General features: G+C 65.1%; 24 protein-coding genes. 10 read left to right on the top strand and 14 right to left on the bottom strand.

All coding sequences use genetic code 11. From position 1 onward, the window contains the following. Positions 1 to 102 precede the first annotated feature (102 nt). Entirely contained in the window at positions 103 to 423 is a 321-nt protein-coding gene (locus NE591_RS05675) for a hypothetical protein (RefSeq protein WP_173113362.1), read from the top strand. Here the strand turns inward: NE591_RS05675 and NE591_RS05670 are convergent. The 14 genes from NE591_RS05670 to NE591_RS05605 all read right to left on the bottom strand — a co-directional run bounded on the left by NE591_RS05670 (position 420) and on the right by NE591_RS05605 (position 7,975). Continuing rightward, entirely contained in the window at positions 420 to 1,628 is a 1,209-nt protein-coding gene (locus NE591_RS05670) for an IS110 family transposase (protein WP_173113359.1), read from the bottom strand. The genes NE591_RS05675 and NE591_RS05670 overlap by 4 nt on opposite strands. A 224-nt stretch (positions 1,629 to 1,852) precedes the next feature. Beyond that, on the bottom strand, positions 1,853 to 2,662 hold the full coding sequence (locus tag NE591_RS05665; protein WP_173113356.1) for a hypothetical protein: 810 nt from the start codon (positions 2,660 to 2,662) through the stop codon (positions 1,853 to 1,855). A 247-nt stretch (positions 2,663 to 2,909) separates the two neighbouring features. Continuing rightward, on the bottom strand, positions 2,910 to 3,527 hold the full coding sequence (locus tag NE591_RS05660; protein WP_173113353.1) for a zonular occludens toxin domain-containing protein: 618 nt from the start codon (positions 3,525 to 3,527) through the stop codon (positions 2,910 to 2,912). Positions 3,528 to 3,533: 6 nt separating this feature from the next. After that, positions 3,534 to 3,791: a hypothetical protein gene (locus NE591_RS05655; RefSeq protein ID WP_173113350.1), complete on the bottom strand. Its 258-nt coding sequence runs from the start codon at positions 3,789 to 3,791 to the stop codon at positions 3,534 to 3,536. After that, the gene (locus tag NE591_RS05650) at positions 3,784 to 5,055 is read right to left on the bottom strand and encodes a hypothetical protein (protein WP_173113347.1); all 1,272 of its coding nucleotides are present in this window, start codon (positions 5,053 to 5,055) and stop codon (positions 3,784 to 3,786) included. Before NE591_RS05650 ends, NE591_RS05655 begins: the two co-directional genes overlap by 8 nt. Before the next feature lie 368 nt (positions 5,056 to 5,423). Next, positions 5,424 to 5,615, bottom strand: coding sequence for a hypothetical protein (locus NE591_RS05645; protein WP_173113344.1), 192 nt, complete (start codon positions 5,613 to 5,615; stop codon positions 5,424 to 5,426). A 184-nt stretch (positions 5,616 to 5,799) separates the two neighbouring features. Next, the gene (locus tag NE591_RS05640) at positions 5,800 to 5,964 is read right to left on the bottom strand and encodes a hypothetical protein (RefSeq protein ID WP_173113342.1); all 165 of its coding nucleotides are present in this window, start codon (positions 5,962 to 5,964) and stop codon (positions 5,800 to 5,802) included. 182 nt (positions 5,965 to 6,146) lie between these two features. After that, positions 6,147 to 6,356 (bottom strand): hypothetical protein, encoded by a 210-nt coding sequence (locus NE591_RS05635; protein ID WP_173113339.1) that lies wholly within the window; start codon positions 6,354 to 6,356, stop codon positions 6,147 to 6,149. Then, complete coding sequence (locus NE591_RS05630; protein ID WP_173113336.1) at positions 6,357 to 6,737, bottom strand: hypothetical protein; 381 nt, start codon at positions 6,735 to 6,737, stop codon at positions 6,357 to 6,359. It lies immediately after the preceding gene. Then, positions 6,730 to 6,927 (bottom strand): hypothetical protein, encoded by a 198-nt coding sequence (locus tag NE591_RS05625; protein WP_173113332.1) that lies wholly within the window; start codon positions 6,925 to 6,927, stop codon positions 6,730 to 6,732. Before NE591_RS05625 ends, NE591_RS05630 begins: the two co-directional genes overlap by 8 nt. A gap of 1 nt (position 6,928) precedes the next feature. Continuing rightward, on the bottom strand, positions 6,929 to 7,114 hold the full coding sequence (locus NE591_RS05620) for a hypothetical protein (protein ID WP_173113329.1): 186 nt from the start codon (positions 7,112 to 7,114) through the stop codon (positions 6,929 to 6,931). After that, positions 7,107 to 7,358 carry a hypothetical protein gene (locus NE591_RS05615; protein WP_227070176.1) on the bottom strand — a complete coding sequence of 84 codons (252 nt, stop codon included), beginning with the start codon at positions 7,356 to 7,358 and terminating at the stop codon, positions 7,107 to 7,109. Before NE591_RS05615 ends, NE591_RS05620 begins: the two co-directional genes overlap by 8 nt. Position 7,359: 1 nt before the next feature. Then, positions 7,360 to 7,620 carry a hypothetical protein gene (locus NE591_RS05610; RefSeq protein ID WP_173113322.1) on the bottom strand — a complete coding sequence of 87 codons (261 nt, stop codon included), beginning with the start codon at positions 7,618 to 7,620 and terminating at the stop codon, positions 7,360 to 7,362. A 7-nt stretch (positions 7,621 to 7,627) separates the two neighbouring features. Further along, entirely contained in the window at positions 7,628 to 7,975 is a 348-nt protein-coding gene (locus tag NE591_RS05605; RefSeq protein WP_173113319.1) for a hypothetical protein, read from the bottom strand. A gap of 664 nt (positions 7,976 to 8,639) precedes the next feature. Between NE591_RS05605 and NE591_RS05600 the strand changes: the two genes are divergently transcribed. The 9 genes from NE591_RS05600 (at position 8,640) to NE591_RS05560 (ending at position 18,514) form a co-directional block, all read left to right on the top strand. Continuing rightward, on the top strand, positions 8,640 to 9,887 hold the full coding sequence (locus NE591_RS05600; protein ID WP_114539706.1) for a prephenate dehydrogenase/arogenate dehydrogenase family protein: 1,248 nt from the start codon (positions 8,640 to 8,642) through the stop codon (positions 9,885 to 9,887). After that, positions 9,877 to 11,214 carry a 3-phosphoshikimate 1-carboxyvinyltransferase gene (gene aroA, locus NE591_RS05595; protein WP_114539707.1) on the top strand — a complete coding sequence of 446 codons (1,338 nt, stop codon included), beginning with the start codon at positions 9,877 to 9,879 and terminating at the stop codon, positions 11,212 to 11,214. Before NE591_RS05600 ends, aroA begins: the two co-directional genes overlap by 11 nt. Beyond that, positions 11,214 to 11,885, top strand: coding sequence for a (d)CMP kinase (gene cmk, locus NE591_RS05590; protein ID WP_114539708.1), 672 nt, complete (start codon positions 11,214 to 11,216; stop codon positions 11,883 to 11,885). The genes aroA and cmk overlap by 1 nt, the downstream gene beginning before the upstream one ends. Continuing rightward, a complete protein-coding gene (locus NE591_RS05585) occupies positions 11,885 to 12,754 on the top strand; it encodes a 1-acyl-sn-glycerol-3-phosphate acyltransferase (RefSeq protein ID WP_227070178.1) in 870 nt (289 codons plus the stop codon). The genes cmk and NE591_RS05585 overlap by 1 nt, the downstream gene beginning before the upstream one ends. Positions 12,755 to 12,756: 2 nt before the next feature. After that, positions 12,757 to 13,653: a 4-hydroxy-3-methylbut-2-enyl diphosphate reductase gene (gene ispH, locus NE591_RS05580; RefSeq protein WP_227070181.1), complete on the top strand. Its 897-nt coding sequence runs from the start codon at positions 12,757 to 12,759 to the stop codon at positions 13,651 to 13,653. A gap of 2 nt (positions 13,654 to 13,655) precedes the next feature. Continuing rightward, positions 13,656 to 15,284, top strand: coding sequence for a DUF512 domain-containing protein (locus tag NE591_RS05575; RefSeq protein ID WP_256156441.1), 1,629 nt, complete (start codon positions 13,656 to 13,658; stop codon positions 15,282 to 15,284). Between the two features lie 18 nt (positions 15,285 to 15,302). Continuing rightward, positions 15,303 to 16,616: a ribosome biogenesis GTPase Der gene (gene der, locus NE591_RS05570; protein ID WP_227070190.1), complete on the top strand. Its 1,314-nt coding sequence runs from the start codon at positions 15,303 to 15,305 to the stop codon at positions 16,614 to 16,616. A 3-nt stretch (positions 16,617 to 16,619) separates the two neighbouring features. Then, entirely contained in the window at positions 16,620 to 17,321 is a 702-nt protein-coding gene (gene plsY, locus NE591_RS05565; RefSeq protein ID WP_114539713.1) for a glycerol-3-phosphate 1-O-acyltransferase PlsY, read from the top strand. 194 nt (positions 17,322 to 17,515) lie between these two features. Further along, a complete protein-coding gene (locus NE591_RS05560; RefSeq protein ID WP_114539714.1) occupies positions 17,516 to 18,514 on the top strand; it encodes an NAD(P)H-dependent glycerol-3-phosphate dehydrogenase in 999 nt (332 codons plus the stop codon). Positions 18,515 to 18,994 lie beyond the last annotated feature (480 nt).

Genomic DNA, 18,994 nt, shown 5'->3' with positions numbered 1-18,994 from the left:
TTTTCCTCCGGGAAGCCTTGACGCGCCGCCCGCCCCGTGAGCCGGACGCCCCATCAGGAGCGAGGCAGAGGGCCTCTCTCCACGGAACGAAAGGGGCATCCCATGCTTTACATCGCAGCGACCGTCGAAGACCTCTCCTCCTGGGAGGGCCTGAAGCACTTCAGCAAATCCGCGCTGGCCGCCATCATCGACTGGCACGACGAGCAGGAGATCGACCAGGAGGCCGACGCCGCAGAGCTTCGGGGCGAGTGGACGGAGTACGACGACGCCGGGGCCATGTGGTACGCCCTCCACGATGTGGACGAGGGGCTTCCGATCATCTACGACCCCGACCAGCTGGAATCGCTCACCGACGCCCTTGAGGCCGTGGGATACAACATCATCCGCACGGAGACGGGAGGCTGGCTCGTCCACGAGGCCTAGCCCGCATCGACCGGAGAGGCCCCCTCGGGGGCCTTTCCCCTTGCCCGGTGCCTGTCCCGGCTGTACTCCTCGCCCGAGCGCATGAGCGCCCAGCACACGCAGAGCATCTTGCGCGCCACGGCGCAGACGGCGTAGCGGTGCGAGTAGCCCCTGGCCCGGAGGCGATCGTAGAAATCGCGGAACTCGCAGTCGGCGCGAAGCGAAGCCTGGGCGGCGATGTAGAGAGAGCGGCGCAAGTGGGCGCTGCCGCGCTTGCTGATGCGGTTACGGTCAGGATCGAAGCCGCCCGACTGTCGGCGGGTGGGGTCGAGGCCCGCGTAGGCAACTAGCGCCTTGGCGTCGCGGAACCTCGTCGCGTCGCCGACCTCGGCGGCTATCTGGGCGGCGGTGGCGCGGCCCACGCCGGGGACGGTCGGAAGCGTCGGGGCCACGGCGTCCAGGAGGGAGTCGGCCTCGGCGTCGATCTCGGCGAGCTGGGCGGCGCAGAAGTCAAGCTGGTCGAGCAGGAGGCGCAATTGCAGCCGCAGGGCGTCGGTGGCGGGGACGCCGCAGGTGGAGCGGAGCGATTCCAGAACGTCGGAGGCCTTGGCCGCGCCGAAGCGGTTCCTGCTCGCGCCGCGCAGGTCGTCGGCCAGGCCGTCGGCGTCCATTTCGTCCAGGGCGAAGCGGCGAAGCACCGCTCGGGAGGAGTCCCCGAACTTGTCCGAGAACAGCTTGCCGTACTCGGGCCACACCTGGTCGAGGAGCGCCACCGCCTGAATCTTGGCGCGCGACATCGACTCCGAGACCGCGCGGCGGAAGCGGCACAGGTCGCGCAACTGGGCGGCGTCGGCATCAGGCGAGGGCGTGGGCGCTATGCCCTGCTTGCGCAGCGCGTCGGCGACCACGAGGCAGTCCACCCTATCCGTCTTGGCGCGGCCCAAATTGCCCGACTTGCGCTCCGCGCAGGTCACAACGGGGTTGATGACCGAGACGGGGTAGCCGCCCTCGGCGAGGACTTTATAGCAGCTCCGCCAGTAGCAGCCCGTGGACTCCATGCCCACGGCCACGTCGCCGCCGCACAGGTCCAGGTCTGCGACCATGCGGGACAGGCCGTCGGCGTCGTTTCCGTAGGGCCTCGGCTCCATCAGGAAGCGGCCCTCGCCGTCGGTGACGCACATCCAGTGCGTTCTCTTGGCGATGTCTATTCCGGCGTACTTCTCCATTTCTTCCTCCAATCGTCCCTCATCCGGCACCGTGGCGGGAGCGGCATCAGCCGCCGCGCTTTTTCGTAAGAGACCCGTGGTCGCGCCACATCCAGCTCATCCGCGATCTCGCCTCCGCCGCATCCGGCCGCGCAGTTTCTGAGTCGTGGTCATGCCACAAAGAGTACAACGCGCTAAGATGCCAGAACGGGTATACCGAGCCGCCCCGAGGGGCGGCGGATTGTCTATCTCTCGATGAAAACCTGATTGACCACCTTGGCGGGCCTCCCGTCGCCGTCGGTGAACGAGGAGTCGCCCTCGCTCACCAGGTAGACGTTCGGGCTGGTCACGTGCTCCACGTAGTCCTCCCAGGACACGCGCGACTCGCGCGGGCGGGATATGCCCCGCGAGCAGTTGTAGAGGCGTATGCCGCTCTCGTAGTTCGCGAGCCTCGCGCCCTTCTTTCCCAGCTGGTCGTCGTCGGTGAGATACGCGCACAGGTAGTTCCCGAGGTTGTTTATGTCGCCGCTGAACCCCTGGACGTTGACGAAGCCGTGGCCCCAGGCGTCGCGCACGGGGTGGTCGTCCTCGGTGTTCGCCATGTACGGGGCCGGGCCGTCGAAGAACAGCACGCAGTGCATGTGCCACGCCCCGCGGGCCTGGCGCTCCTTGACGTACAGGTACTCCATGGGGCCGTACATCTTGCGGAGCCGCTTGAAGAACTGGCGCAAGTCGGAGGATATGCGGGCGTTGTCGGTCATGTTCTCGGCGTAGGTGAGAGTGAGGAACCTCACGCAATCGTTGCCGCGCACGTTGGCGTTGATGACCGACTTCAGGCGGTTGAAGGACTGACGCACGGAGTGCAGGTTGTCTCCCTTGGTCTCGGAGCGCGGCGAGTAGCGCCGAAGCTCGGCGGTGGACTTGACAACGTAATGCTCCTTGTCGATTCGCTTGATTCTCGCCTCCGTGGGAGGCTCGAAGGGGCAATGGCGGTAGACAACCGTCGTACCGCAGTCGATTTCCTTCAGGTACTTCCTCGGGCCTACGATGCTCATTTGTACCTCCTCGCCCCTGACCTGGGGCTGGTTCAATTGTGTGACTTAATCAAGTTAATATAGGGCCGCTGGCGCGGCCCCGGGGGCGCAGGAGCGCCCGAGAAGCCGACTACTGCAGCAGTTATACTCAGAGAAGAATAGTACACAGCACAAACCCCCGTCCGCACGGCAGCACGGCCCTCAGAAGCGGCGGGGGCGCGCGGGCCGGGGCAGGGAACCCCCTGCCCCTCGCCCCGCCCCGCGCGCCCTAGGCCTGCTCGAATCGGTTGTAGCTGTCGTACAGGCGGAAGTAGGCCCTCCGGGGGAGGAGCCACGTTGTGCCGACCTTCTCCTTGAGGCCGTAGTAGTACGACACGGCGCAAAAGAGCTTGCCACCGAAGGGCAGCGAGAGCAGGAGGCCCTTGAGGCCGAAGTTGGCCAGCTTGCGGTGGTTCACCTCGATCTCCACGAGGCTCCTGATCTGCCTGTCTATCATGCGGTCGAACTGAGCGATGAGCACGACCTTGTAGCCGAAGTGCCTATGCTGGGAGAAGAACTCTATCCAGTCCATTCTCTTCTGGGAGCCGCCCCTGTCCTGCCAGGTGCGCGAGTTGAACACCAGCTGGGCCTCGTCTATGACGAGCAGGATGGCGTCCTCGCGCACCTTGCGGCCCTTCCAGTACCCCTCCGCGAACTCGAAGAGGAAGTCCGGCGTGAGATCGCAGTTCGGCCTATAAGTGAACCGCTCGCGGTAGCCCCTCGTCCTCGGGTTAATGTCGAAGTTGGCTATCACGGGGCGGCGCCTGGCCCCCAACGAGTCGCGTATGTCGCGGGCGGTGTGAAGGGACTTGCCGGAACCGGGAGTGCCGGAGTAGAGCATTATCATTCGAGATCACCCCTTCGCGGCCCTGACCGCAGACCAGATTATCATGGCGACGTTGGCGGCGATCAGGAGGCCTATCCAGACGGTGAGTATGGTTATCAGGTCGCCGATGGGGACGAACCAGTTGAGGGCCGAGAGGACGCCCCGGACGGAATCGGGGACGGCGATGGGGAGGGAGGACGCGTCCACGGCGGGGAGCAGCCCTATCACCAGCAACAGGAGGTTAAGGGCCGAGCCTAAGACGGTATCGAGGAGAGCGCTAATCACCTGCGACACCCCCCGAGTAGACGAAGCGGCGGGAGTTCGCGAACAACATGACCGCGAAGCCGATCCGGGAGAGCCAGGAGGTCATGTCGGCCAGCCCCTGCCAGTCGGAGAACCCGAAGTCCAGCGGCGCGCCCCAGAAGTCGAAGTGGAACTCCGGCGGAGCCGGGTCGGCCTGGAGGAGGCCCAGAATCTGCTTGAGGACGGCGGGGACGCAGAAGGGGAAGGCATTCTGGATGGCGCTGCCAACAGCAGAGGCCGCAGCGTCGGTAACATCGAGGGACATATCCCCGAATATGGCGTCCAGCACGTCCTTGGCGTTCTCCACGACCCCGGCGACGGTCAGAAGGCGGATTATCGAGTCCAGCCGGGACTCGACGCCGGAGAAATCGACCTCGACGGAGACGGAGAGACTCCCGAGCTTGTCCAATACGTCCGAGAATCCCTTGGAAGTCATATTGGAGAACGTATCGATCTTCCCGCCGTTGTAATAGGTCAGGTTGGCGATGTAGCCGAGTATGCCAGCCGTGGAGCGGTAGGCCGTCGTGCCCGTCTCGGCATAGGTCACCTCCTGGTAATTCATGTTGAACAGGCGCGCGAGGAGTCGGGCGGTGCCGTAAACGCTGTCCACGTCCTCGCCGTTCAGGGAACCCTGGTACTTCTCAAGGCTGCGAATCTCGTTCAGCTTGAGACCGTTAAAATAGGTCAGATTAGCCATATAGCCGAGAATACCCGCGGTGGAGCGGTAGGCCGTCGTGCCCGTCTCGGCGTAGGTGATCTCCTGATAGTTCATGTTGAACAGGCGGGCGAGGAGGCGGGCGGTGCCGTAAACGTCGTCCACGGAGGAGCCGTTCAAAGAACCCTGGTATTTCTCAAGACTCCTGATCTCGTTCAGCTTGAGGCCGTTGTAATAGGTCAAGTTGGAGAGGTAGCCCAAAATGCCGACGGTCGAGCGGACGGCGGTACCCCCGGTCTCGGCGTAAGTCACGATGCCGTACTGGCTGTTATGGATGCGGGCCAAAAGGCGGGCAGCCGAGTAGTCCCCGGCATCGCCGCCGACGAGGGAACCGTTGTAGTTCAGGCGATTGGATGCCGCTTGGAGCCACCCGGCGGGGGAGTTGGAATGAACCACGACGGTGTTCCCGGTGCCGTAATTGTAGCCCCACTGCTGGCGCAGGGAATCAAGGATGCTCTGCAACCGCTTGCCGTGGTTGTCCATGTTCAGCCAGTTGTCGATACGGTAGAGGTAGGAGCGGATGCCGCCCAAATCATCGTCGGCCCTTTGAGCAAAAGCGTTCAGGACGCCGTAGGTCGCGCCAGTGGTCGCGATAATCGCCTGATCTTCTTTATTTGAGCCAGTAAACCAAGATAAAAATTGAGCAACAGCATCTTTGGTTGAATTATAAGCACCAATCCAACTAAGAGCATTAACCAAAGACGCCGGAAGCGCTGGGATAGCGGCGAGTGCTATCTGATTGTCGTAGTTCACTTCTTGTATTTCAGATATATTTTGTAAAGAACTATCATCAATGCTGCTCCCAGAATAGTACTCACCATTTCCGGAAAGTCCGAATTCTGAAACGAGATCAGGCCCGACGCTATCACCGCCGAGGACATAGGATCCATTGTCGCCCCCTAAGAGGTCAGGCCGGGTATCGAGAGCGTTCCGCCCGCTATCACTATCGTAGTCCTCTGAAGAACCATCCAAAGCGCCGCCAGGAGAAGGAGCGCCACCACTAGGAGAGTCCATTTCAGGCTCCGAATCCTCTTGTCCCTCCGAGCCTGCTTTCTCTCCTCGTCCGTCATCTGCCAATCGTACCTCGCCATTCTCCACCTCCTGGGACTCGTCCGCATAGGCGAGAGTATAGCACGGCATGAAGCAGTTAGCGGCCAGCATTAGGGAGAGGCCGACCGCCGCGAACCTGGGGACTTCCATACTTCACACCTCCAATCTAAAAGGAAAAGGGGGAGGCCGAAGCCTCCCCCAGCCGGACGGTACGCCAGAGCCGGACTAGCGGCAGAAGCGCTTCACCAGGCCCCAGACGGCGGGGATGGCGATGAAGATCGCGGCGACGCCGAGCAGGGCGGGCAGGTTGGTGCCGATCATCGTCTGGATGTTGGTGGACAGGGACGTGATGGCGGTGCCGATGGCGGTGGTGATGGTCTCCATTTCCATTTCCTTTCTCCTTGGTAACTACGAACGGAAGAGACGTTGCGCGAGGCGGAAGGCCCCACTTATTCCGAAAGCCAGCAAGCCTAGGAACATAGCCAGCAGGAATCCAATCGGAACGGCCCCGAAGAAGGAGGAGGCCCATTCGAGGAACCCCTCCACCTGGTAGGCCGAGAGAATGTCGGGCGTCACAGGGCCACCGCCAGGAAGCAGAGGACGAGGACGGCGGTCAAGGCCCAGGGCGGCAGCTTCAGGATGAGGGGGCGCTTGCCCCACTCGTCGCGCCAGCGGGCCTTGGCCCAGGCGCACATGATCTTCAGCGCCTCATAGACAGCGAAAGCGTAAGCAAACACGCCAGCGAGAGACAGAACGAGCAGAACGTCAAGAACGGCATCCATCTAAGACCTCCATTTGTCGGAGAACGCGAGCCAGAGGGTCGCGCCCAGGTTGAGCAGAAAGGCGACCAGCAGGAAGACCATTAACACGGTCTGCATGTACTGGAAGCCCATGAGGTGGGAGAAGAAATCGGGGGGAACCTCGGTCTCGGAGGTGACCGTGGTCACCCAGTTGCCGGAATCGTCGGGGGCGTCGGTCGCGATCGCCAGCTCTGCATCGCGGACAATCAGCTGCCGGAAGCCCTCGACCTCGGTCTGGCGCAAAGACTCGATGGCGGCGAGGACGTCCGAGTTTCCGGCCTTTATCTGGGCCACGTCCTCGCCAATGCCCTCAAGAGCCTGGTAAGCATCCAGCGCCAGCGAAGCGGCGGCGTTCTCATCCACGTTGCACCTCCCTCTCCTTGGTCAGCTTGTCCAGATCTTTCAGAACCTTCTTCTGGCGGACGTTGCACTCGTTGCTGACCGTCGCCGAGAGGGACAGCACGAACGCTGCCATCTGAGACGGTCTCAACTTGCCCGCCATGTCCTCCAAAAGCTCGGCGGACTCCAAAAGGGACTGCTGGTAATCTGCCATCTCAAGCCACCTCCTGGAAGTTCGGGTAGATCAGCCGGAAGTGCGAGAGGGCCGTATCCATGTCGGGGAACTCCCTGTCCCAGATGATCTTGCGATCTGCGGTAACGACCACGCCGTGGACGGTGCCGTCGGGACGCTCATCGAAGCGGGCGCGCCATCCGAAATCGTCCTCGAAGACCCTACTCATCGCGCACCTCCTGCCAAAGGAGACGGGCCATGTAGCCGCCGTGCAGAGTCTTGGTCTCCTGGAAGATCGAGACCACGCAGCCCTCCGTAGTTCTCGCTATCTCGGCGGCGGCAACGAAATCGTTGAAGCGGAAGCCATCCATGGGCTTCCCGGACACAGGGAGATCGATCAGGAGATCACCGTCAACCTCATACCAGGGATCGGGGGTCACGACGTAGGTAACGCCCTTGCGGTTCCAGGCCATCTCAAGCCACCTCCTCGACCTCGGCCATGGGCGCGTCGAACATGCCCATGACGACGTCCTGGAAGAACCCGGCCACCTCGGCGGTCGGGGCGGCGCAGTGGTTCGAGATGCCGAGGAGGTTCCCCGTCTGGTCGATGTACCAGGCCTGGACGAAGGCGGCGTAGACCGGATCCGAGTCATAGTCGCGCCAGTAGGAGTCCACGTAGGGGCCGAACTCGGCGGTGGCCTGATCGAGCCTCACGTCCGTTTGAATTCGTGGCATGGCGGGCCTACTTGCTCGCCGGGGCGGGAGCAGGGGCCTTGCGATCGTCGCGCAGCTCGTCGGGGACGCCCAGGGGGTCGGCGTTCATGGCGGCCTCGCTGGGGAACACCTTGACGATGTAGCCCTTGTAGGTGTTGTACTTCTTGTCGAAGCGGAAGTCCACGAGCAGGAAGTTAGCACGGTAGGGCTTCAGCTCGTCAGGCTCGACCTCCTTCTGGTTGACCTTGAGGAGGAGCATGTCGGCGGTGCCGGGGACGGAGAAGGCGGCGTTGCACCAATCGATGACCTCGCCGTCCTCAGAGACGAAATCGCCCTTGGAGTACCCGGTGAAAACAGAACAGACCTTCGCGAGCATGAGAATCTACCTTTCGAACGATCTTCGGCGGTGGCTTTCCATCGCCGCTTACGGTTCGAAATGGTAGAAAAGAGGAAAGAGCCGCCCTCAGCCGAGTAGCTAAAGGCGACCCTCCAACCACGAAATACTAGTCAATTCGTGGAGCGGTCGCCGTAGCCGCGGCAATCGCCTTCTCCTGCATTGTAGCACGACTCAAAGAATACTTCACGATTATCCCCGTAGCGAGTTGCATTCGCCACTCTGCCTTCTGCAAGAGCGCGCGGAGGATTGCCAGGTTATCGAAGGCTACCGCGAAAGCGCGCTGGGTCATGTCGACAGAGGTTGCCATGGTTACTTGGACGCAATTGCTGACATTCGTCCTCGTGATTATTGCGGTGATTGATCTGACCGTAAGGGCCAGAAAGTGAAATAGCCGCTCCCGGTAAGCACGGAAAACGGCTACTTCGCCAAGCTATAAACTTGAACCCGAGGTAGCCGCCGTTCGCCCCGGCAAGCCACCCAGCCTCGTCAGTATATAGCCCACGGCGGAATCCTGTCAACGACCGAGGTATGCGTCAGACGTGCGGAAAATGCGGCGGTGGTGGGTGTTTGGGTGCGGGGGCGGCGGCTTCGTATACAATGGGTGGCGACTGGTACCTGATCGATTGAGGAAACAGACACTTCCATGACTGAATCTGCTGAACTGAACGGCGCCGGCGGGGCGGCCGAAACGGCTCCGGATGCCCCCGCGACGGGCGCCGCGCCGGAGCCCGCTCCCGTCGCGCCCAACGCCCCCTTCTCGGCCATCGCCGTCGTCGGCCTCGGGCTCATCGGGGCGTCGCTGGCCGGGGCGCTGGCGACCAAGATGCCCGACGTGCGCGTCTTCGGGGTCGATACCGATGCCGCCACCTGCGCCGCCGCCACCGAGCGAGGCTGGTGCGAGGCGGCCTCCGGCCCCGACGACCCCGCCTTCCGCGCTTTCATCGAAAACGACTGCGAGCTCGTGGTCATCGCCACGCCGGTTGCCGCCGTGGACGACTACCTCGCTCGCCTGCGCGACTGGGGTTACACCGGCGTCGTCACCGACACCATCTCCACCAAGGGCCACATCCTCGCCGCGGCCACCGAGCTTCTGCCTGCGCCTGCGCGCTACGTGCCGGGACACCCCATGGCCGGCTCCGAGCAGAGCGGCATCGCCGGCGCCCGCGCCGACCTCTTCGAGGGAGCGAACTGGATCCTCTGCCCCGACACGGCGACGGTGCCCGAGGACTTCCAGCACCTCCACGAGCTGGTCACCGGCCTCGATGCCCGCGTGGTGTCGCTGCGCCGCGAGGAGCACGACGCCGCCGTGGCCGTGGTGAGTCACGTGCCGCACATGGTGGCCTCCTCCCTCATGCAGCTGGCGAGCGCGCACGCCGACGACACTGGCTCTATCATGCGGCTGGCCGCCGGCGGCTTCAAGGACACCACGCGCATCGCCGCGGGCAGCCCGAAGCTGTGGTGCGGCATCGCCTTCGACAACGCCTGCGCCCTGAAAAGCGGCCTGGACGAGATGGCCTCCATCCTGGGCTCGTTCGCCGCCGCGCTGGAAACCGGCGACCGCGAGACGTTCACGCGCCTGCTCGCCGAGGCCGCCGACGCCCGCCGCGCACTGCCGGCCGCCTGGGTGCCCTCCACCGAGAAGCTGCTCGAGGTGCGCATCCCCATGGTGAACCGCACCGGCGTCGTTGCGGAGGTCTGCACCATTGCCAGCTCGGTGGGTTGCAATATACAATCTATTGACATCGACCACATCAGCGAGGGCAACGCCGTGCTCTCCCTCATCCTCACCGATGAAGGCGATATCGGCCAGCTCTCGATGCAGCTGATCAACGCTGGTTTCTCCGTATCGTTCAGTCCGCTCATGCCGAAGGAGTACGCTCATGTCGAATAGCGAATTCGCAGAACCCTACACGATCATCGAGCCTTTCGGGGGGCCCTTCAAAGGCGACGTCACGGTGCCGGGCGACAAGTCCATCTCGCACCGCGCCGTGCTGTTCGCGGCCATGGCCGAGGGCACCTCGCATCTTTCCGGCGTGCTCGACTCCGAGGACGTGCGCGCCTCCATCCGCGCCGTGGAGGCCTTGGGCGCCGAGGTCGATTTGAAGGCCCAGCCCGACGGATCGCTTTCCGGCACCGTCACCGGCTGGGGCGCCGAGGGCCCCAGCCAGCCCGCCGCCCCCATCGACTGCGGCAACTCGGGCACCACGGCGCGCCTGCTCATGGGTGTCGTGGCCCCCTGGGACATCGAGGTGACCATCACCGGCGACGAGTCGCTCAAGAAACGCCCCATGCGCCGCATCGTGGCGCCCCTGGCGAAGATGGGCGTCGATTTTGTGCCCGAGACGCCGGAGACGCTGCCCATCACCGTGTGCGGCAACCGCGTCCTGCGCGCCATCGACTACGCGAGCCCCATGGCCTCGGCCCAGCTGAAGACCGCCGTGCTTTTGGCCGGCGTCTTCGCCGACGGCACCACCACCGTGAACGAGCCGGCGCCCTCGCGCAACCACACCGAGCTCATGCTGCCGGAGTTCAACGTGCCCACCACCGCCGGCACCCGCGTGGCCACGGTGACCGGCCCCGCCGAGATGCTCGCCTCCGACGTCGTCGTGCCGGGCGACCCCTCCTCGGCCGCCTTCGTGGCCGCGGCCGCCCTGCTGAAGCCCGGCAGCTCCGTCACCATTCAGAACGTGTCGCTGAATCCGGCCCGCATCGGGTTCGTGCGCACGCTGGAGCGCATGGGCGCCGACATTCGCGAGTCCTACGGCGGGCATGAGGGCAAGGAGCCCCGCGGCACCATCACGGTGAACTACACGCCCGTGCTGCGCGGCTGCGAGATTCCCTCCCAGCACATCGCCTCGGTCATCGACGAGATCCCCGTGCTCGCCCTGGTGGCGGCCCACGCCCGGGGCATCACGGTGTTCCACAAGGTGGGGGAGCTGCGCGTGAAGGAATCCGACCGCCTCAAGGCCATCATCGACGGCCTGGCGCTGCTCGGCGTGGACGCCTGGGAAGAGGGCGACGATCTGTTCGTCGAGGGCAACCCGCAGCTGCAGGTGCCCCAAGGCCTCGTCTTCGAGTCCTACGGTGACCACCGTCTGGCCATGACCTGGGCGCTCGTGGGCGCCTGCGGGCGCGTGCCCGTATCGGTGACCCGCTTCACCTGCGTGGCCGTGAGCTACCCCGACTTCCTCGCCGACTTGAAGGGATTGGTGAAATAGTGATCGTCGCCATCGACGGGCCCTCCGGGGCCGGAAAGTCCACCGTGGCCAAGGCCGTGGCCAAAGAGCTCGGCTTCTCCTGCCTGGACACGGGGGCCATGTACCGCGCCATCGCCTGGCGCGCCCTGCAAGACGGCGTCGCGCTCGACGACGAGCCGGTCTTGGGGGCTATCGCCCGTACCTACGACATCGCCTTCGGGCATGTGGAAGGCGACCCGGTGCCGCGTCGCGTGTTCATCGGCGATGACGAGGTGACCGACGCCATCCGCACTGCCGAGATCGACCGCGCCGTGAGCCCGGTGTCCGCCGCGCCCGCCGTGCGCGAGGCGCTGCTCGACCAGCAGCGCCGCATCGGCAACGCCGGCGACTACGTGGTGGAGGGCCGCGACATCGGTACCGTGGTGTTTCCCGATGCGGCCGTGAAGGTGTTCCTCACCGCCTCCGACGAGGAGCGCGCCCATCGCCGGGTGCGCCAGAACGTCGATCGCGGCATCGGTTCCATCGACTACGACGAGGTGCTGGCCGACCTGCGCCGGCGCGATGCGGCCGACTCCTCCCGCGCCACGGCTCCTTTGCGCCCCGCCGACGACGCCGTGCACATCGACTCCACCGGTCATTACATCGAGGAAGTCATCGAGCAGATCTGCAAGCTTGCCAGAGAGGCGCGCTGATGTTCCTAAAATACTCCGAGATGTGGGACATGGATTTGGGCGGCGAGCCCAGCACCAACGAGATCCCGCACTGGTTCGGCAATGCGGCCTACGTGGTGGTGGGCGGCCTGTGTAAGCTGCTGTTCCGCTATCGGGTGGACAACCGCGACAAGCTGCGCGCCTTCCAGGGCGCGGAAGGGGCGCTCGTCATCTGCAACCACACGTCGTTCTTCGACGTCGTCTTCATGTACCTGGCCGCGCGCCCGAAGCAGTGGGTGCGCCTCATGGGCCGCGACAGCCTCTTCGACAACGCCCACGGCCTGCTCGGCCAGGCGCTCTCGCGGGTGGGCGCTTTCCCCGTGAAGCGCGACACCGCCGACATGACCTCCATCAAGCGCGCCGTGCGCATGCTCAAGCGCCAGGAGCTCGTGGGCATCCTGCCCGAGGGCACGCGCCGCGGCAAGACCGACCGGGTGCCCTCCATCCACGCCGGCGTGTCGGTAATCGCCCGCATGGCGAAGGTGCCCATCCTGCCCATGACCGTGCGCGGCGTGGAGCGCATCAAACAGAAGGGCCAGCGTGTCCATTTCCCGAAGGTGACCGTCGACTACGGCGATCCCATTCTCGTCGGCGATTTCGACTTCCTGCCGAAGGACGAGCGCGTGGAGGCCTGCACCTGGTACGCCATGCGCGAGTGCTTCGCGCTGTACTACCGCTGCGCTCCCGAGGACGTGGACATGGCGGCGCTGTTCCCCGAGACGCGCGACTACGCCCCGGTGTTCGCCGAGCATCCTATCCCGCGCCACACGAGCGAGGAGCTGGCCCGTGCCGCCCGCACCGCTCGCGCCGAGAAAGCCGCCAAGGCCGCCGCGAAAGTGAAGGAGAGCTAACCGTGGAAGTGATTCGCGCGAAGCGGGCCGGGGCCTGCTACGGGGTGCAGCGGGCGCTGGACATGGCCGACGAGGTCATCGCCGACGGGAGCCGGGCCTACACGCTCGGGCCACTCATCCACAATCCGCAGGTGGTGGCCGATCTGGCCGCCCGCGGCGCCGAGGCCGTTGGTTCCGTGGAAGATATCTGCTGGGAAGGTGCCGCAGCCGGGGACGCGTCAGCGGAAGGGTCAGCTTCCGCAGCCGGGGACGTGCCGGCGGTGGTCATCCGTTCCCATGGGGTGACGCCCCAGGTGCTGGCCGCCGTGGAAGACCGCGGGTTTTCCGTAGTCGACGCCACCTGCCCCCATGTGTCCCGGGCCCAGCACGCCGCTGCGGAGCTCGCGGCCGAGGGCTGTCGCGTCATCGTGGTGGGTGAGGCGGGTCACCCGGAAGTGGAGGGGCTCACTGCCTGGGCCGAGGAAGCCGGCGGCAAGGTGGACGTGGTGGCCGCGCCCGAGGAGATCCCCGAGGGCCTGTACGATCCGGTGGGCGTGGTGGCCCAGACGACCCAGCGCCGCGAGAACTTGGAGGCGGTGGTGGCCGCCCTGCGCGAGGCGGGGCTTGAGCCCATCGTGAAGAACACCATCTGCTCGGCCACGCGCCAGCGCCAGGAGGCCGCGGCCGATCTGGCTTCGGCCGTGGACGCTATGGTGGTCATCGGCGGCCGCAACTCGTCGAACACCACGCGGCTGGCTGAGGTGTGCGCGCTCACCTGCCCGCGCACCTTCCACATCGAATCGACCGACGAGCTGGACCCGGAGGCCTTTGCCGATTGCCGCCGCGTGGGCGTCACCGCCGGCGCGAGCACCCCCGAGAACCAGATCGCCGCCGTGGAAGCGTTCCTGCGCGCCCTGTAGCCATGGCCACCTACCCCGGAAAAGACATCGAGCGCGAGGCCTCTTGCGCCTCTTGCGCCGCCTGCGACCAGGCGAGTCTCACGGCTGCCGAGGCGGCGGCTGCGGCGTGGGAGGGGCCGGCGGCGCGCATCGTCGCCGTGGAGCCGGAAAGCCCCGCCGATGACGCCGGCTTTACGCCCGGCTGCTACCTCACGACCGTGGACGGCGAGCCTCTGCGCGACATCATCGACTGGCGCTGGCTCGCGGCCGACGACGTCATCACCGTGGGCTACATCGACCTGGATGGCGAGGCCGGGGAAGTGGAGCTGGAGCGCGAACCGGGGGAGCGGTGGGGCTTCGAGTTCGACGGGGTGCTGTTCGATTCCGTGAAGCTCTGCCGCAACGCCTGCGTGTTCTGCTTCATGCGCCAGCTGCCCGACGGCGTGCGCCCCTCGCTCGTGCTGCGCGACGACGACTTCCGCCTGAGCTTCCTCTCGGGAACCTTCGTCACGCTCACGAACTTGAAGCCGGAAGATGAGGCCCGCATCATCGAGCAGCACATCAGCCCCTTGCGGGTGAGCCTGCACGCGAGCGAGCCGGAGCTGCGCCGCCGCATGATCGGCAAGCACGCGGCCCACGGCCTGGCAGCTCTCGATCGCCTGCTGGCGGCTGGCATCGAGGCTCATGCGCAGATTGTACTCATGCCCGGCGTGAACGACGGAGAGGCCCTGCGCGAGACCTTGGAATGGGCCTGGGAGCGCCCGGGTATCAACGGCGTGGGCATCGTGCCTCTGGGCTTCACCAAGCACCAGACGTCCCTGCACGAGAGCTTCACGACGCCCGAGGCCGCCCGCGGCGTCATCGATGTGATCGCCCCCTTCCAGCAGCGCGCCCGGGCCGAGCGCGGAGGCCCCTGGGTCTTCGCCGCCGACGAGTTCTACGTGAACGCCTTCGGCGCCGACACGCCGGCCCGTATCCCGCCGGCCTCCGACTATGGCGACTACGACATGTTCGAGGACGGCATCGGCATCGTCCGCTCCTATGTGGACGAGTTCGAAGAGGTCTGCGAAAACGGCCTGGCTGCCCGCGCCGCTGAGGCGCTGGCCGCTCGAAACCTCACGGCCCGCTACATCATCGGCGAGGCCATGCAGCCCTTCCTGGACGCCATGATCGCGAACAGCCCCCTGGCCGGCCGTCTCGTCCCCCTCACAGTGAGAAACGACTACTTCGGCGGCAACGTCAACGTCACCGGCCTTCTCACCGCCCAAGACATCGCCCCCGCCATCAAGGCCGCCAGCGAGGAAGAGAAGAACTCAACCATGGTTGAGCAGGGGGCAGACGCGCGGTGCTCTGACCGAGCGAGTTCCGCAGATGGTATCGAAGGCGCAACGAGAAGGGGAGTGAATAGCCCTGATGCCTTCGATACCAGCGAGGACTGTCTGAGCGAATCAGAGTACCGCGCGTCTGCCTCCGGAGGGACCCGTCAGCTCTTTCTCCTTCCGGGCGTTATCTTCAACGACAACGGCGTGACGCTCGATGACATGACCGTGCAGGATATCGAAAACGCGGCAGGTGCTCCGGTGTCCGTGGTATCCTGTAACCCTTGCGATTATCTGCCTGAGATTATCAAGCTCGCCCAAGACGAGCCGTAAAGAATAGCGAGGATAACCATGGCCCTTCCCATCGTCGCCATCGTGGGCCGCCCGAATGTGGGCAAGTCCACCTTGGTCAACCGCATCGCCCAAACCGGCGACGCCATCGTGCACGAGATGCGCGGCGTCACCCGCGACCGCAGCTACCACAAGGCCGACTGGAACGGCGTCGAGTTCATGCTCATCGACACCGGCGGCATCGAGATGGGCGGCGACGACGCCTTCCAAGGCTCCATCCGCGCCCAGGCCTTCGAGGGGGCGCGCGAGGCCGACGTCATCATCTTCCTCGTGGACGGCAAGGCCGGCATCAACACCGACGACGAGGAGGTGGCCCGCATCCTGCAGAAGGCGGGCAAGCCGGTGTTCGTCGCCGTGAACAAGATGGACAACCCGGCCCGCATGGATGAGGTGTGGGAGTTCTACGCGCTGGGCCTGGGCGATCCGTGGCCGGTGAGCGCCCAGCACGGCAACGGCACGGGCGACCTGCTGGACGAGGTCGTGAACGAGCTGCGGAAGGTGGAAGTTGTTCCCGAGGAAGAGGTTGAGGCCATCAACGTCGCCATCATCGGTCGGCCGAACGCGGGGAAGAGCTCGCTCACCAATAAGCTCACCAACAACAACCGCTCCATCGTGAGCGACGTGGCCGGCACCACGCGCGATGCTATCGACACGCTGGTCGAGCACGAGGGGCAGATGTACCGCATTGTGGACACGGCGGGCCTGCGCCGCAAGAGCCAGATCGACCAGGACGTGGAATACTACGGCTTCGTGCGGGCCATGCGCGCCATCGACCGGGCGGATGTGGCCTTGCTTGTCATCGACGGCACCTTGGGGCTCACCAACGAGGACCAGCGTGTGGCCGGATACGCCGCCGAGCGGGGATGCGCCATGGTGATCGTGCTGAACAAGTGGGACATCGTGGAGGGCCCCGAGGCCAAGGAGAAGATCCGCGAGCGCATCGAGGACCGCATGACCTTCGTGGGCTATGCGCCGGTGGTGGCCATCTCGGCGCTTACCGGCAAGCGTGTCGACCGTATCTGGGGCGCCATCGACGACGTCTACGCCAACTACAGCCGCACCATCCCCACGGCCCGTTTGAACACGTGGCTCGCCGGCATCCGCGAGACGGGGCACACCGTGTCGAAGGGCAAGGCGGTGCTGCGCATGAAGTACCTCACCCAGACCGGTACCTGCCCGCCCCACTTCACCTTCTTCGTGAATCGCCCCGATGTCGTGGACGACAACTACGAGCGTTATCTTGAGAACCGCATGCGCGAGGCCTTCCCCTTGGAGGGCACGCCCATCCGCCTCAAGTTCAAGAAGAAGGACTAGGCCATGGCAGCGATCATCGGTTGGCTCGCCCTTTCCTTCGCCGTCTCGTTCCTGCTCGGCTCTATCCCTTGGGGCGTCATCGTGTCGAAGCTGGCCTATCACAAGGACATCCGCGACGAAGGATCGGGCAACATCGGCACCACCAACGCCTTCCGCGCCATGGGCAAGGTCGGGGGCGCGCTCGTGTTCGTGCTCGATTTCGGGAAGGGGCTTCTGTCCGGCTGGCTCGCTTTCTGGTTCTGGGCGCCGCTCGCCGGTTGGGCTGAGATCGACTATAGCCTGGCCGGCGCAACGTTGCCTGCAACGGTTGAAGGGCTTCCGGTGGATGCGGGCGCCTTGGCCCTGGCCCTCGCCTTCGCCGGCTGCACGCTCGGCCACATCTTCAGCCCCTGGCTCAAGTTCAAAGGCGGTAAGGGTATCGCGGTGGCCGCCGCCTGCCTCGTGTTCGTCTTCGGCCCCCTGGGCTTCCTCATCGAGATCGCCGTCTTCGCCCTCGGCATTGCCGTCACCCGTTGCGTGTCCGTGGGCTCCATCGCCGCGGCAGTCATCTGCCCGGTGCTCGCCCTGTACTTCTACTGGGGCCAGTGGGTCCCCTGGCTCATCATCGCCGCCACGGCCTGCGTCGTCATCTGGGCCCACCGCGCCAACATCGCCCGCCTGCGCGCGGGCACGGAGAACAAGATCGGGAGCAAGAAGACAGCCTAAGCATCAACTATGGTTGAGTGAAGCGGAAACGTCGGGTGCCTTGACCGAGCGAGTTCCGCAGATGGTATCGAAGGCGCAGCGATATGCGGCGAAAACGATCTTGTCGCCTTCGATACCAGCGAGGACTGTTTGAGCGAATCAAGGTACCCGGCGGTTCCGCTCCGGGGGAGCTTCAACCAAGAGAGAGGATCGATATGCGCGTAGCAGTGATTGGGGCCGGCAGCTGGGGAACGGCGTTGGCGCTCGTGCTGGCGGAAGCAGGCCACGAGGTGGTGCTCTGGGCCCGCACGCCCGAGGTGGCCCGCGCCATCAACGAGGAGCACCGCAACCCTCGGTACCTCTCGGACTACCGCCTTCCTTCCGCCATCCGCGCCACCGCCGACTACGCGTGTGCCTGCGAGGGCGCTGAGGCCGTGGTCATCGTGACGCCCTCGGCCGCCCTGCGCTCGGTGGCCGCCGACCTGCGAGAGCTCATCGCGCCTGGGACTCCCATTGTCATCTGCTCGAAGGGTGTGGAGGAGAAGACAGGCCTTCTGCCTATCGATACCTTCGCCGCCGAGCTGGGGAATGCGGGCCGCATGGCGGTGCTGTCGGGCCCCACCCATGCCGAGGAGGTCATCTGCCGCAAGCCGTCGGCCGCGGTGGTGGCGTCGGCCGACGAGGGGACGGCGCTCTTCTTCCGCGACCTGTTCGCCACGCGGTTCTTCCGCACCTACACCTCCGACGACCCGGTCGGGGTGGAGCTGTGCGCCGCCTTCAAGAACGTCATCGCCATTGCCGTGGGCATCTCCTACGGCATGGGCTTCGGCGACAACACCGCGGCCATGCTCATCACCCGCGGGCTCGCCGAGATGAGCCGCATGGTGGTGGCGGCCGGGGGAGAGGCGCTTACCTGCATGGGGCTCGGGGGCGCCGGCGACATGGTGGTCACCTGCATGTCGCAGCACTCGCGCAACCGGCGGTTCGGCGAGCAGTACGTGGCCCGCGGCCTTACCCTGGACGATTTCACGGTGCAGACCCACATGGTGGTGGAAGGGGCCATCGCCTGCAAGACTCTGGCCACGCTCGAGGCCCGCTACGGGGTCGATTTGCCTCTGACTGATACGGTGCGCAGCGTCGTGTGGGAAGGGGTGAACCCGCGCGAGGCCGCGGCCGCCCTCATCGATCGGCCGCTTAAGAGCGAGTTCTACTAGAGCGATCTTCCAGGTTGTCCGGCCTTTAACGCCGGGACGGGGGTGCCGTGCTCAAACAGCGGTCTATGGCATTTCTCGTCTGGGGGTTCGGGCCTTTCCGTTTGCCATAGACCGAACTGCGCGCGGCACCCCCGCCCCGAATCTCGGGCTTGCTTCGTAAAATACGAGCGATTGCCTTAAGATTTCGCCAGGTAAACGGGGTGCATACATGGTCGCAACCGTCGGGCCTTCCCGCTTTCACGAGGACGGGAAGGCCTTATTGTTGTCATCAGCCGAGCGGAAGGGCGGAAATCCGGGCAACCGGGCGCCCGTACCGCGAGGTCCTTGACAACCAATTCGAGCTTTCCGTCGCACCGTCTCCTGCGTGAACCCTCCTCTCTCCTCTCTCAAAACCCTCGCGGCGGAAACGATTTCCATGCGCACGTTATCCCCTTCTCCTCCGTGCGTACTGAGCAAAGCTCCTCCGGTTCCCCTGCCGGA

Origin of the sequence: Adlercreutzia sp. DFI.6.23 (assembly GCF_024462535.1) — a bacterium.
Classification (GTDB): Bacteria; Actinomycetota; Coriobacteriia; order Coriobacteriales; family Eggerthellaceae; genus Adlercreutzia; species Adlercreutzia rubneri.
This window is presented reverse-complemented; position numbering and strand designations above follow the sequence as displayed.

Coding starts and splice junctions, on each gene's coding strand:
- NE591_RS05675 (WP_173113362.1), top strand. CDS start 103: ATGCTTTACATCGCAGCGACCGTCGAAGACCTCTCCTCCTGGGAGGGC.
- NE591_RS05670 (WP_173113359.1), bottom strand. CDS start 1,628: ATGGAGAAGTACGCCGGAATAGACATCGCCAAGAGAACGCACTGGATG.
- NE591_RS05665 (WP_173113356.1), bottom strand. CDS start 2,662: ATGAGCATCGTAGGCCCGAGGAAGTACCTGAAGGAAATCGACTGCGGT.
- NE591_RS05660 (WP_173113353.1), bottom strand. CDS start 3,527: ATGATAATGCTCTACTCCGGCACTCCCGGTTCCGGCAAGTCCCTTCAC.
- NE591_RS05645 (WP_173113344.1), bottom strand. CDS start 5,615: ATGGCGAGGTACGATTGGCAGATGACGGACGAGGAGAGAAAGCAGGCT.
- NE591_RS05640 (WP_173113342.1), bottom strand. CDS start 5,964: ATGGAAATGGAGACCATCACCACCGCCATCGGCACCGCCATCACGTCC.
- NE591_RS05635 (WP_173113339.1), bottom strand. CDS start 6,356: ATGGATGCCGTTCTTGACGTTCTGCTCGTTCTGTCTCTCGCTGGCGTG.
- NE591_RS05625 (WP_173113332.1), bottom strand. CDS start 6,927: ATGGCAGATTACCAGCAGTCCCTTTTGGAGTCCGCCGAGCTTTTGGAG.
- NE591_RS05620 (WP_173113329.1), bottom strand. CDS start 7,114: ATGAGTAGGGTCTTCGAGGACGATTTCGGATGGCGCGCCCGCTTCGAT.
- NE591_RS05615 (WP_227070176.1), bottom strand. CDS start 7,358: ATGGCCTGGAACCGCAAGGGCGTTACCTACGTCGTGACCCCCGATCCC.
- NE591_RS05610 (WP_173113322.1), bottom strand. CDS start 7,620: ATGCCACGAATTCAAACGGACGTGAGGCTCGATCAGGCCACCGCCGAG.
- NE591_RS05605 (WP_173113319.1), bottom strand. CDS start 7,975: ATGCTCGCGAAGGTCTGTTCTGTTTTCACCGGGTACTCCAAGGGCGAT.
- NE591_RS05600 (WP_114539706.1), top strand. CDS start 8,640: ATGACTGAATCTGCTGAACTGAACGGCGCCGGCGGGGCGGCCGAAACG.
- aroA (WP_114539707.1), top strand. CDS start 9,877: ATGTCGAATAGCGAATTCGCAGAACCCTACACGATCATCGAGCCTTTC.
- NE591_RS05585 (WP_227070178.1), top strand. CDS start 11,885: ATGTTCCTAAAATACTCCGAGATGTGGGACATGGATTTGGGCGGCGAG.
- NE591_RS05575 (WP_256156441.1), top strand. CDS start 13,656: ATGGCCACCTACCCCGGAAAAGACATCGAGCGCGAGGCCTCTTGCGCC.
- der (WP_227070190.1), top strand. CDS start 15,303: ATGGCCCTTCCCATCGTCGCCATCGTGGGCCGCCCGAATGTGGGCAAG.
- plsY (WP_114539713.1), top strand. CDS start 16,620: ATGGCAGCGATCATCGGTTGGCTCGCCCTTTCCTTCGCCGTCTCGTTC.
- NE591_RS05560 (WP_114539714.1), top strand. CDS start 17,516: ATGCGCGTAGCAGTGATTGGGGCCGGCAGCTGGGGAACGGCGTTGGCG.